This is a genomic window from Enterococcus sp. DIV1421a (assembly GCF_051711025.1).
GTDB lineage: Bacteria > Bacillota > Bacilli > Lactobacillales > Enterococcaceae > Enterococcus_B > Enterococcus_B hirae.
Genome location: NZ_JBIOLU010000001.1, coordinates 1476771 through 1489609, shown reverse-complemented (window position 1 = coordinate 1489609; position 12839 = coordinate 1476771). Strand labels below are relative to the sequence as shown.

The window sequence follows — 12839 nt, the reverse complement described above, 5'->3', positions numbered from 1 at the left end:
GGAGGATTTAACGAATGTCTATTACGGCTGAAACTGCCCAAGAACATGCAAAAGATCTAGCTGTACTCTGTTGTCGTGCGGAAGCAGGCACAGTGATTACGCCAGAAAATCTAGAGGACCCCGCAATTTTTCTTGATCTAGAAGAATCAGGGTTGCTTGAATTTTCTGAAGATGTGTTAACAATTGAACAAGTACTTGGTACAACATTAAAAGAAACAACGGATGCGTTGATTCCATTGACAAAAGAATTACTGGAAGGTGTATCTAAAGGAATGAAAGAAGTTCATTTAAATGAAAAAAAAGAAGTTGAGACTTCTGAAACAATTGCGACGCCAATTCAAACTGCTTCATCTTCTGTAACAAGTGGTCAGACTATTAAAATTCATATTACTGAAGGAAAAGGAATTGATTTAGAGCTTCCTTTAATGATGGCTACTCAGTTAACCGAAACGGTAAATCCTGCACCGGAATCAATAATTCCTGAGCAAGTAACGCCAGTAATACCAGCACCGGTTTTGGAAAACTCAAATCAGGTGAAAGAAAAAGTGATTCGTTCTGTACGACATGATCATCTAAAAATTGATCGGGTGATTTTTGGGGAAGAAACAAAAATCGAAGGAACAACTTTAATTTTACGAAAAATGACAGAAATTTGTGCTGAAGCAGTTGAACTGGAACAGCTCGTTGAAGATATGACTTTAGAAATCATTACACCAGATAAATACACTGAATATAGTGAAACGATTATGGACGTTCAGCCAATTGCCGCAAAAGTTGAAGGCGATCTTGGGCATGGAATTACCCGAGTACTGGATGGTGTCGTCATGGTTGTTACAGGGACGGATGCTAATGGAGTTCAAATCGGTGAATTTGGTTCTTCTGAAGGAGAATTAGATCGTAACATTATGTGGGGACGACCTGGAGCACCAGATAAAGGAGAAATCTTTATTAAAACCCAAGTGACAATCAAAGAACACGCGAATATGGAACGTCCGGGTCCGCTAGCCGCTCACAAAGCTTCTGATTACATCACTCAAGAAATTCGTGAAGCCCTCAAAAAAGCGGATGAATCATTGGTGATACATTCAGAAGAAATTATACAGAAACGTCGAATTGGCAATAAGAAAGTTTTGATCATCAAAGAAATAATGGGGCAAGGTGCGATGCATGATAATTTGATTATGCCTATCGAGCCAGTTGGAACATTTGGCGCAAAACCAAATGTTGACCTTGGCAATTTGCCAATCCTATTGGCACCAACAGAAGTATTAGATGGAGGAATCCATGCGTTAACTTGTATTGGACCGGCTTCGAAAGAAACTTCACGCCATTATTGGCGGGAACCGCTTGTTAAAGAAGCAATGGCAGATGAAGAAATTGATTTAGTCGGTGTTATGTTCGTCGGCTCTCCACAAGCGAATACTGAAAAATATTATGTTTCAAAACGTTTAGGAATGACTGTTGAAGCCATGGACATTGATGGTGCCATTGTAACCACTGAAGGTTTCGGAAATAATCATATTGATTTCGCTTCTCACATGGAAGAAATTGGAAAACGTGGAATCAAAGTGGTTGGCGACTCTTATAGTGCTGTTCAAGGAGCCTTAGTTGTTGGTAATTCTGAAATGGGCGCAATGGTTGATAATAATAAATCAAAACAAGGGATTGAAAATGAAATTTTATCAAATAATACCTTGTGTAGAGAAGACGCCATTCGTGATTTAGCTATGTTAAAAACGTTAATGGGTGGAGGAACAATTAAACCAGCTGAACGTAAATGGAATCCGAATGTCAAACAAAACAACATTGAGATTATCGAAAAAACAACAGGAAGAAAAATAGACCTGGAAGAAAATGAGCAATCTTTGCCGAAAAGTAAAAAACGTCAAGAAATTTATGAAAAAGAATAAAATAAGGTGCAAAATGGATAGAATCGAAAAATTAAAGTATGTCTCTACTGAACAAATGTTTGAAGGGATACTTGTTGAAGTTCGAGATGCGAGCGTAACTATTGATATCAAAGGACGACTAGGTCAATTAAAAATTCCGCGGCGCATGATTATTTCAGAGTACGATTTAAAAATAGGACAAGAAGTTGGATTTTTGATGAGTTATCCAGAGGTTTTGGAAGAAGCAGCCAATACTCATTACGTTGAAGCAATCACAGAACATGAACGTCGACGTTTAAAAAATCAACAGAAGAAAATAAAAATGAGAGAGGAAAATGAGTAGATGAGTTTAACAGTATTCGAAGGATTACAGTCAGAAATTTTTGTACCAATCACACCCAAATCCGTCTTTACGCCCGTTAAAAAAGAGCTGAAAGAGATGCGGATTGCTTTAGCAACGGCAGCTGGTGTCCACTTAAAAAGTGATACACGTTTTAATTTGGCAGGAGACACAACGTATCGTGAGATTCCAGATGGAGTACCAAGTGAAGATTTAATGGTCTCACATGGTGGATATGACAACGCAGACGTTAATCGGGATGTCAATGCAATGTTTCCGATTGACCGATTACATGAATTAGTAAAAGACGGCTTTATTAAAGAAGCTGCCCCTGTACATTATGGCTTTATGGGAGGCGGCGGTGACCAAGATGCCTTTAATGAACAGACGGGACCAGAAATCGCACAAAAACTCGTAGAAGAAGAAGTTGACGCAGTTGTTTTAACTGCTGGTTGAGGGACCTGTCATAGAACTGCCGTGATCGTGCAGAGAGCAATTGAGGAAGCAGGGATTCCTACTATTTTAATCGCCGCATTACCACCAGTAGTACGGCAAAATGGTTCACCTAGAGCTGTAGCACCACGTGTGCCGATGGGTGCTAATGCCGGAGAACCACATAATATTGATATGCAAACGGGTATTTTAAAAGATACTTTAGAAAGCCTAGTTTCAATTGAAACACCAGGGAAAATTGTGCCATTACCTTATGAATATATCGCTCATGTGTAAAGAGGGATCAGCATGCAAGGAGAAACATTAAAAATGAAAGTTTTCCATATGGAAAAAGTTTCCATAGGAAATCAATTTAAGCTTGATCACAATCAACTACAGATAAAAACTGAATTTGATTGTCTGTGTGAGGATGTCAAATCCTTGACGATCCGATTGTTAGAGCCAGATCAGTTAGACCTAAAAACAAATACTATCATGGATATTTTACCAATTTCTGCTAAAGTATTAGGCGTTTTGGGGACGGGTATCACCCATACATTAACGGGAGTGTCGGTCATAATGACCGGCACAATCGATGAGGGTGAACAGCTCCATGAGTTTGGTTCTTCTGATGGTGTATTGCGTGATCATTTATTTTTAAATCGACCGGGCACACCCAACGCAGAGGATTACATTATTTTGATTGACTTACTTGTCAAGAAAGGAACACCTTTCGATCGTGAGTTATGTTTAAAATTATTTCGGATAGTTGACAATTATCTGCAGGAAATCCGAGAACAATTAAAGTTGCTAGATGGTAAGGAAGCAACGGAAACACATATCTATGAAGAAAAAAGAAATCCGGGAAAGCCAAAAGTGACGTTGGTCAAGCAGGTAGCTGGCCAAGGTGCGATGTACGATATGTTATTATTTCCAGATGAACCTAGTGGGTTTAAGGGTGGTCATTCGATTATCGATATGAATAATATGCCCATCTTTTTATCTGCCAATGAGTATCGTGATGGTGCCATTCGTTCAATGGTCTAATTGTTAGAAAAGGGGATTTTTATGGGAATAGGACCATCAACTAAAGAAACTTCGATGCACCTTTTTAAAGATCCTTTACTGGATGTTTTAAGCAAAGATCCTGACATTGATTTCCAAGGTGTTATTATTATTGGCACGCCTCAAAGCAATGAAATGAAGCATCTAGTCGGACAACGAACAGCTACTTGGCTAGAAGCGATGGCTACAGATGGCGTTGTTTTATCAACAGATGGTTGGGGAAATTCAGACATCGATTTTGCCAATACCCTAGAAGAAATAGGTTGTCGTGGCATCAGTGTTATTGGGCTCAAATTTATTGGGAAACAAGCCAAGTTTGTCGTAGAAAATGATTATACAAAATATGTGCTGGATTTTAATAAATCACAAGCAGGGATTGAAACGGAAGTGGTTGGAGAAAATACGATCACTTTCTATGATGCAGTTAAAGCGCTCGCTTTTATAAAACTAAAGATGCGTAAAGATAATCAAAAATTGAAGTAACGTGGAGGTTAGTATGAAAGTATCAAAAATGATATCAGTAGTAGATACCCATACAGCTGGTGAAGCCGCTCGGTTAATTGTAGGAGGCATTCCTAAATTTCATGGAAAAACGATGGCGGATAAAAAAATATACCTGGAAACACAAGCAGATGATTTACGTAAAATGCTAATGCATGAACCACGAGGGCATAAAAATATGTTCGGGGCTTTTATTTGTGAACCGGTTCATGATGAGGCAGACTACGGGATTATTTTCATGGATTCTGGTGGCTATTTAAATATGTGCGGTCACAACACCATTGCGGCAATGACAGCAGCTGTAGAATTGGGCTGGGTAGATGTAGGAGAAGGCACCCGTGTGGTTAAAGTAACGCAAGATACACCTGCGGGGATTGTTTGCGGAGAGGTTCGTCTGGATGAAGATTACTCTGCGGAATCAGTCTCTTTTGAAAACGTGGAATCCTTTCTATATAAAGAAAATGTGGCAGTGAGTGTGCCCGATATTGGGACAGTTCATGTGGATATTTCTTTTGGCGGAAGTTTTTTTGCCATATTAAAAGCCGAAGAAGTTGGTTTAACAATTGAGCCGAAGAATGCGTCAAGATTTACTGAAGCAGGTCTTAAAATTCGCGAAGCGATTAATCAAAATATCGAGATCCAACATCCCCGATTAAAACATATTAAAACCGTTGACTTAGTCGAATTTTATGGTCCTGCTAAAAGTCCTGAAGCTACTTATCAAAACGTCGTGGTATTCGGGGATGGGCAAGTTGATCGTTCACCTTGCGGAACGGGAACGAGTGCTAAATTAGCAACTTTGTATGCAAAAAATGAGTTGAAAATTGGTGAAAGTTTTGTTTATGAAAGTATTTTAGGAACGATGTTTAAGGGAGAAATTACAAAGGAAACACGTGTAGGAAACTATCAAGCGATTATTCCCAAAGTGACGGGATCTGCTTATATTACAGGATTTAATCAATTCCTTGTCGATCCTAAAGATTCATTAAAAAATGGATTTTTACTTGATTAAAATACACGGTATAACCATCCAAAATGTGAATTGAATTCTCTAGTCCTAGCCATTAACAGATGGTTACATAAAAAATGATGGGTTAGTAAAACTCTGCTTACTATTAAGGAGGTATCATGGTACAACTACTGTTGGGTTTATTAAGCGTTTTATTACTCTATTTCTTATTCTTTTTTGTTCTCGACTTACTTGCAAATAAAGGAAATTGGGGTGGAGGAAATTATCTTATTTCTGGAACAATTGGGTTAATTACCGACTTTTTAGATACATTAGGGATTGGTAGTTTTGCGCCAACAACCATGTTACTAGAATTTACCAAGCAATTAGATAACGATCGACAATTACCAGGAACGCTCAATGTGGCACACTCTATTCCGGTAATTATTGAAGCTTTTATTTTCATTACTGTTGTTAAAGTATCACCCATTACTCTGTTTTCATTAGTTGCAGCAGCAATTGTGGGTTCGTTTGTGGGTTCGAAAACAGTCAGTAAGCTACCTGAAAAAAAGGTGCAGTTTTTTATGGGACTTGCTTTGATTGTGACAGCAATTTTAATGGGGCTAAAACAAGCTGGAATGCTGGATCTCTTAGGCTCTGGAAATGAAGCGACCGCTTTAACAGGTCTTAAGCTAATCATCGGCGTCATCGGTAATTTCCTTTTAGGTGCATTAATGACGATTGGCGTAGGTTTATATGCACCATGCATGGCATTAGTATACATGTTGGGATTAAGTCCACTTGTTGCTTTTCCTATTATGATGGCTTCTTGTGCAGGATTGATGCCCGTTGCTTCAGGTAACTTTATTAAATCTGGTGATTATGCGCGTAAAGTTAGTTTGGCAATTACGATTGGTGGAGTGATTGGGGTAATTATTGCTGTTAAATTTGTCACAAGCTTAGATTTGAATATGCTGACTTGGGTAATCATTGCTGTAATTATTTACTCAGGAATTACATATATGCGAAAAGGAATGTTTTCTAAAAAATAGAAAAGCTTAATCTAGTAGCAAAATGTGAAGGAGTGGAAAGAACTGTACAGCCACTTCTTCATTTTTAGTACACCAAACTAGCATAGTTATTTTAATGATTTGCACGCTATTTTCTGATTGTTGGTGTAACTATAGAAAATGAAGCAGTAAGCAGTAGAGGAAAAGTCATCAATTATTACACTATATGAAAAGGAAGTGGATGCCAATGAAAAAAGAAATCGAACAATTAATTATTTGTGGTGGATGTAACGCTAAGATTGGTCCTGGAAATTTAGGAAATATTTTAGCAGACCTCCCTAAATCCCAAGATGAAAAATTGTTAGTGGGCTTTGATGCAACAGATGACGCAGCCGTTATCAAATTGACCGATGAATTAGCAATTATTCAGACGTTAGACTTTTTTCCTACTATGGTGACAGATCCTTATTTATTTGGCAAAATTGCTGCTGCCAATGCGATGAGTGATGTTTATGCGATGGGAGGGGATGTATTATCTGCCTTAAATATTGTTGCTTTTCCTGAAGAAAAAGAACTACAGGTTTTAAAAGAGATTTTAAGAGGTGGGGCTGAAAAAGTTCAAGAAGCAGGTGGAATCTTAGCAGGTGGGCACTCAATCCATGACCGTTCAGTCAAATATGGACTTTCTGTAACTGGCACAATTCATCCAAACAATATTTACAAAAATAATACTTGTCAAGAAGGAGATCACTTAATCTTAACAAAACCTCTAGGTGTAAGCATTATTACCATTGGTTATAGCGCCGGGGCAATAACCAAAGAAGGGTTTGCCAAAGCAACAAAAAGTATGGAAACCTTAAATAAATATGCGATGGCTATCATCAGAAAATATCCAATCACTAGTTGTACAGACGTAACAGGATTTGGGTTAGCAGGACATCTTCATGAAATGTTACATGACAATTTTTCAGCTGAAATCTATTCAGAAAAACTGCCATATTTTGAAGAAGCTTATGAAGGAGCAAAAGCCTTTCTTTTTACTGCAGGAGGACAACGAAACCGAAATTTTATGGAAAAAAAGATGGCCTTTTATGTCGATGACTTAGGAATCGAAGAGTTGCTATATGATCCACAGACATCTGGAGGATTATTGGTAAGTATCCCGGCTAAAGAAGCAAAAAAATTAGAAGAAGAGCTGAAATCAGCCAATATCTTAGCCAAAGATTTTGGCGTTGTTACGAAAAAAAAGACAGCAGAAATCATGGTTTATTAAGAAAAAAATTGTTCGATTAGTCTAACAAACTGATCCCATGATTAACTACACATGGAAAGGAGAATCAAAATGGTTAAAATTAACGCATTGGGAAAAGTATGTCCCCTTCCAGTGATTGAAACAAAGAAAGCTTTGGAAGAAAACGATACAGTAGAAACAACTGTCGATAATGAGATTGCTGCACAAAACCTAAAAAAAATGGCGGGACAACTAGGTTATGATTATCAAGTAAAGCAAAATGATGCACAATCGTTTACTGTACGTATCTCCAAGAAAAATGGCGGGATAGCTTCTATTTATGAACAAGAACTTACAAGAGAAAATGATATTGAAGACAATTATATAGTTGTTGTCGACACGAATACGATGGGGCAAGGGTCGAAAGAATTAGGGAAACAATTATTAAAAATGTTTATTTATTCTTTAACCGAACAACCTGATTTGCCCGAAAAAATCATTTTCTACAATGGTGGGGTCCATTTAGTAAGCGACAACTCGGATTCCTTGGAGGATTTACAGATTCTTGCGGAAAATGGGATAGAAATTTATGCTTGTGGAGCCTGTCTTAACTATTATAATCTCAGTGAAAAATGTAAAGTCGGTGAAGTGACCAATATGTATCATATTGTTGAAATGATGCGACAATCTAAAAAAATCATCAAACCTTAAGGAGTAAACAATGAAGTCATATGGAGTGGTATTATTTCATTCGACACGTGAAGCAATGAAAGCTGAGCTGATGTGCCAATCAGCTAAACTATCTGTAAGAATCATTCCTACACCCGAAAAAATATATCTTAGCTGTGGTTTTTCTTTAAAATTTCCGCTAGAAGCTGAAAATCAGATACGTCATATTTTAGCTAAAAATAATGTGTCATCAGAAGGTTTTTATAAAGCGCTTCAAGTTGGACTGGATGTAACGTATTACTTATTATAAGGGGTAAAAGAAATGGCAAATATTGTAATTGGAACAGCTGGGCATATTGATCATGGAAAAACAACATTGATCAAAGCGCTGACTGGAATAGATACTGACACAACAAAAGAAGAAAAAAAAAGGGGCATGTCGATTAATCTAGGATTTGCTTACTTAAATTTACCAAATCAACAACGTGTGGGTTTCGTAGATGTTCCTGGCCATGAAAAATTTATTAAAAATATGGTTGCTGGACTACCTGGTCTTAATCTTATTTTATTAGTCATTGATGCTAGTGAAGGAATCATGCCTCAAACAAAAGAGCATATTGATATTTTGAATTTATTAGGAATCCACCATTTTTTAATTGTATTAACAAAAATTGATACGATTGATGCTGAATTGAAAGAACTAGTCATCGAAGATATACGTGATCAATTACTTCACACGCCTTTAGAAAAAGCGGAAATAATTGAAACCGATGCCATTAGCGGAAAAGGGATCAAACAATTACTAAAAAAAATCGAAGCCTACACGGAGCAAACATCAGAACAAGTAAGTAATGGAACACCAAGGCTAAATATCGATCGGGTTTTCAGTGTAAAAGGCTTCGGTACAGTAGTTACAGGCACTTTGCTGGAAGGGGAACTAACCGTTGGAGAAAACTGCTATCTCTACCCAAATAAGCGAAAAGTTCGGATAAGAAATCTGCAGGTACATGAAAATAACGTTCAAAAAGCATATGCTGGACAACGAACTGCTATCAATTTAGCAAACATTACCCGTGAAGAAGTCATGCGAGGGGATGTTTTATCGACCGCGGATTCTTTAGAGGAAAGCTGGATGCTGGATGTTAAGGTATCTTGTTTGGCAGGAACGGATGGGGGAATTAGTCTATGGGATCGGGTAAGAGTGCTGATCGGAACAAAAGAAGTAATGGCTCGTACTGTTCCATTAGGATTAGATTGGATTGGGCCAAACGAAGAAGGCTTTTTGCAGTTACGATTAGAAGAAAAAGTTTCTGTAAAAGAAAAAGATCGTTTTATTCTACGCTCTTATTCACCCATGCATACGATTGCTGGAGGTGAAGTCTTAAACGCCGTTCCAAAAAAACATCGACGATTCAAGCAGGCGATTTTAGAAAGCTTAAAAGCGAAAGAAAATGGCAATCTAAACAGTATGATAATTGATTTTATGTTAAATAAGAAACAGCCATTTACAGTAGAAAAAGAATTGTTGACCTATCTGGGTGTCACCCTTGATCAACTAAGCCATTCATTAGAAGAACTACAGGATAAAAGTCAAATCTTCTTTACCTCTTGTGGGTTTTTACTTTATGAAAGATACCAACAATTAGCAGGAAAAGCACAAAAGATCTTAGAAGAGTATCATAAAAAATATCGTCTACGGGATGGTATGCCTTTAGAAGAATTTCGTTCTAAAATACGAAATGGCTTGACCGAAAAAGAAGTTTTCGTCTTGATTCAATTATTAAAAAAATTCAACGTAATCAAAGAACAACAGAAACGATTATCTGTTTATGATTTTCAAGTACAATTTAATAGCTATCAGCAAGTCGCCAAACAAAAAATTGAACGTTACCTAGAAAACAGTGGTTATATGCCGATAAAAAAAGAAGAGTTAGCCCTTTTAGACAAAAATGCTGAAGAAGTATTGGAAGCTTTGGATGCCACCAGCGCTGTTTTTTTAACCCACGAATATGTTCTGTCAGGAAAGATTTACCAGCAAGCTATTCAACAAATCCAGACTTATATCAAGAAAAACAAGAAAATGACACTGGCTGATTTTCGTGATATGACAAACTCGAGCCGAAAAGCTTCCATGCTTATTCTAGAATCAATCGATAAACTCGGCATCACGAAACGAGTAGAAAATTATCGGATTTTAGGGAAACAAGAAGGAGACTAGTATGACTATTTATTTAGATAATGCAGCTACGACAGTCCAAAAGCCGGTTTGTATGAAACAAACAATGCTGGATGTGCTTGAAAGTGAGAGGTATGGCAACCCAGCTCGTGGCGCTCATAGCTATTCCATTCGTGCTTATCAATTAATAGAAATGGCAAGAGATACACTAAAAAGTTTTTTTCATACCGGGGATTTATATGAAATTATTTTTTCTGGAAGTGTGACTATTGCTCTTAATGCAGTATTAAAAGGGTTCATTCAAGCTGGTGATCATGTATTGACCACAAGTTGGGAACACAATTCCGTGCTGCGACCACTCTATCAATTAGAAAAACTAGGCGTTTCCTACGACATTATCAGTAGTCATCCGATCACTGGACAGTTGAATTATGAAGAATTTACTGAAAAATTAAACGCAAAAACCAAAGTAGTGGTCTGCAATCATGCAAGTAATGTGACAGGGAATCTTTTAGATATTGAATGGATAAAACGTTTTTGCCACAAACATCAGCTGTATTTAATCTTAGATATTTCTCAAACAGCTGGTCATCTACCAATTGACTTAAGTGATGGGAAGGTCGCAGCGGCTTGTTTCACTGGACACAAAGCGTTACATGGACCACAAGGAACTGGGGGCATCTGTATTCACAAAAAACTGAAACTTACACCGATAATAACTGGTGGTGATGGTATGAAGTCCTTCTCTAAGGAGCAGCCGGATGAATTGCCAGCAATGTTGGAGGCTGGGACAGCAAATGTGCCAGGAATTGCTGGATTAGCAGCCAGTGTAGGTTGGCTAATGTCCCAAGAGACACCATCATTGGGAAACTACTTCTACCAAGAAGCGACGAAGATTTCAGAATTAACGTTTTATGGAGATTTCACGAAAGAGCATATAGACGTTTTTTCGTTGAATATCAGATCTGCAGAATCAGCTTTAATCAGTGACATTCTGTGGGAAGAGTTTGGCATTGCCACACGTTCAGGCTACCATTGTTCACCGCTAATACATCAAGATTTAGGAACTAAAAATACTGGAACTGTTCGAGTATCCTTATCCCGTTTTACAACAGAAGAAGAAATAGAAAAAACCATAAAGGCGTTGAGAATAATTGCAAAACGATAGAAAGCAGGTAAACGATGGCTAGAGAAATACAACGACGATTAGCAGATTTGCCTTCAGTGGATCGTTTATTAAAAACTCCTGAATTGCAAATATTAGAAAAGAAGTATTCTTACGGAGTAGTCAAACAACAGGTACAAAGTGTTTTAGAACAAACTAGAAAAACTGTTTTAAAAGAAGAAGTGTTACCTCCAGCGATTGAAGAACTCTGTATTCGAGTGATTGAAAAATTGAAACAACGAACATATTCGTTACAAAAAGTAATTAATGGGACAGGTACGATTCTGCATACAAATCTAGGACGTTCCTTACTTAGTAAGAAAATTGAGGAACAATTAAAGACAATAAGTTTTTCCTATTCAAATTTAGAAATGGATTTAACTAGTGGCAAGAGAGGTACCAGATACAATCATTTAACGCATATTCTAAAAAAACTTACTGGAGCAGAAGACGTCTTAGTGGTGAATAATAACGCAGCAGCTGTTATGTTAATTCTTGATACTTTGGCTACTGATAAAGAAGTATTGGTTTCTCGAGGGGAACTTGTTGAAATAGGAGGGTCCTTTCGTATCCCAGAGGTAATTACCGCAACAGGTGGGAAAATTAGAGAAGTAGGGACAACCAATAAAACGCATATTAGAGATTACCAACAGGCTTTGACTTCTGAAACTGGAGCGATTTTAAAAGTCCATACCAGTAATTATCGAATCATTGGATTTACAGAAACTCCTCACTTATCAGAGTTAGCTCTCTTAGCACAAAAACATCAAGTCCCGTTAATCAATGATCTGGGTAGCGGTCTACTCATTGACATGCGCCGCTTTGGCTTACCGTATGAACCGACTGTTCGAGAAGTAATCGAGCAAGGGTGTGATGTGGTCTCCTTTAGTGGAGATAAATTATTAGGCGGACCACAAGCCGGAATTATCGTAGGTAAAAAAACGTATATTCAGAGGATGAAAGAAAATCAACTACTGCGTGCATTAAGAGTCGATAAAATGACTCTAAGTGCATTAGAAGCAACTTTAGAACTTTATCTTGATGAAGAAGAAGCCATTCGATCCTTGCCTACTTTGCAAATGCTATCGGATAAGATCGAAAATTGTTTGAATCGCGCACAAATATTAGCTGAAAAGTTAAAAAAAATCGAGCAACTCGAAGTCGCTATCGAAAAAGATTATAGTACGGTTGGTGGTGGAACGTATCCAGAAAGCTTATTACCTACCTATGCAGTAACAGTAAAAAGTAAGCAATGCCATGCGGAAGAGCTGCAACGAAGACTAAGAAAAGGAATTGTTCCAGTGATTAGTCGGGTAAAAAATGAGCGAAACTATTTAGATATGCGCACAATTTTTGAAGAAGAACTTCATCAGGTGTTCGTCAGTTTAGAAAAGATTTTTGTGAGGAAATAA

The 12839-nt window shown here is 37.6% G+C and carries 13 protein-coding genes; all 13 read left to right on the top strand.

Annotated features, from left to right (window positions below):
* Positions 1 to 14 precede the first annotated feature (14 nt).
* The gene (gene prdA, locus IGK21_RS06845) at positions 15 to 1910 is read left to right on the top strand and encodes a D-proline reductase (dithiol) proprotein PrdA (RefSeq protein ID WP_438719120.1); all 1896 of its coding nucleotides are present in this window, start codon (positions 15 to 17) and stop codon (positions 1908 to 1910) included.
* A gap of 13 nt (positions 1911 to 1923) precedes the next feature.
* Positions 1924 to 2232 (top strand): CBO2463/CBO2479 domain-containing protein, encoded by a 309-nt coding sequence (locus IGK21_RS06840; RefSeq protein WP_010719135.1) that lies wholly within the window; start codon positions 1924 to 1926, stop codon positions 2230 to 2232.
* On the top strand, positions 2233 to 2958 hold the full coding sequence (gene prdB, locus IGK21_RS06835; RefSeq protein WP_080292465.1) for a D-proline reductase (dithiol) protein PrdB: 726 nt from the start codon (positions 2233 to 2235) through the stop codon (positions 2956 to 2958). It abuts the gene before it with no gap.
* A 12-nt stretch (positions 2959 to 2970) separates the two neighbouring features.
* Positions 2971 to 3708 (top strand): proline reductase cluster protein PrdD, encoded by a 738-nt coding sequence (gene prdD, locus IGK21_RS06830; RefSeq protein WP_010737604.1) that lies wholly within the window; start codon positions 2971 to 2973, stop codon positions 3706 to 3708.
* A 21-nt stretch (positions 3709 to 3729) separates the two neighbouring features.
* Positions 3730 to 4209, top strand: a complete 480-nt coding sequence (locus IGK21_RS06825; RefSeq protein WP_063627132.1) for a glycine/sarcosine/betaine reductase component B subunit — start codon at positions 3730 to 3732, stop codon at positions 4207 to 4209.
* 13 nt (positions 4210 to 4222) lie between these two features.
* Positions 4223 to 5239 carry a proline racemase family protein gene (locus IGK21_RS06820; protein ID WP_181914998.1) on the top strand — a complete coding sequence of 339 codons (1017 nt, stop codon included), beginning with the start codon at positions 4223 to 4225 and terminating at the stop codon, positions 5237 to 5239.
* Between the two features lie 116 nt (positions 5240 to 5355).
* Positions 5356 to 6228, top strand: coding sequence for a sulfite exporter TauE/SafE family protein (locus IGK21_RS06815; RefSeq protein ID WP_010737601.1), 873 nt, complete (start codon positions 5356 to 5358; stop codon positions 6226 to 6228).
* 199 nt (positions 6229 to 6427) lie between these two features.
* On the top strand, positions 6428 to 7459 hold the full coding sequence (selD, locus tag IGK21_RS06810; RefSeq protein ID WP_081001065.1) for a selenide, water dikinase SelD: 1032 nt from the start codon (positions 6428 to 6430) through the stop codon (positions 7457 to 7459).
* Between the two features lie 69 nt (positions 7460 to 7528).
* Positions 7529 to 8128 carry a sulfurtransferase-like selenium metabolism protein YedF gene (gene yedF / locus IGK21_RS06805; protein WP_181914997.1) on the top strand — a complete coding sequence of 200 codons (600 nt, stop codon included), beginning with the start codon at positions 7529 to 7531 and terminating at the stop codon, positions 8126 to 8128.
* Between the two features lie 10 nt (positions 8129 to 8138).
* Complete coding sequence (locus IGK21_RS06800; protein WP_181914996.1) at positions 8139 to 8396, top strand: DUF3343 domain-containing protein; 258 nt, start codon at positions 8139 to 8141, stop codon at positions 8394 to 8396.
* A 12-nt stretch (positions 8397 to 8408) separates the two neighbouring features.
* Positions 8409 to 10304 carry a selenocysteine-specific translation elongation factor gene (gene selB, locus IGK21_RS06795; protein WP_181914995.1) on the top strand — a complete coding sequence of 632 codons (1896 nt, stop codon included), beginning with the start codon at positions 8409 to 8411 and terminating at the stop codon, positions 10302 to 10304.
* A 1-nt stretch (position 10305) separates the two neighbouring features.
* Positions 10306 to 11430: an aminotransferase class V-fold PLP-dependent enzyme gene (locus tag IGK21_RS06790; RefSeq protein WP_034697992.1), complete on the top strand. Its 1125-nt coding sequence runs from the start codon at positions 10306 to 10308 to the stop codon at positions 11428 to 11430.
* Positions 11431 to 11444: 14 nt separating this feature from the next.
* On the top strand, positions 11445 to 12839 hold the full coding sequence (selA, locus tag IGK21_RS06785) for an L-seryl-tRNA(Sec) selenium transferase (RefSeq protein WP_181914994.1): 1395 nt from the start codon (positions 11445 to 11447) through the stop codon (positions 12837 to 12839).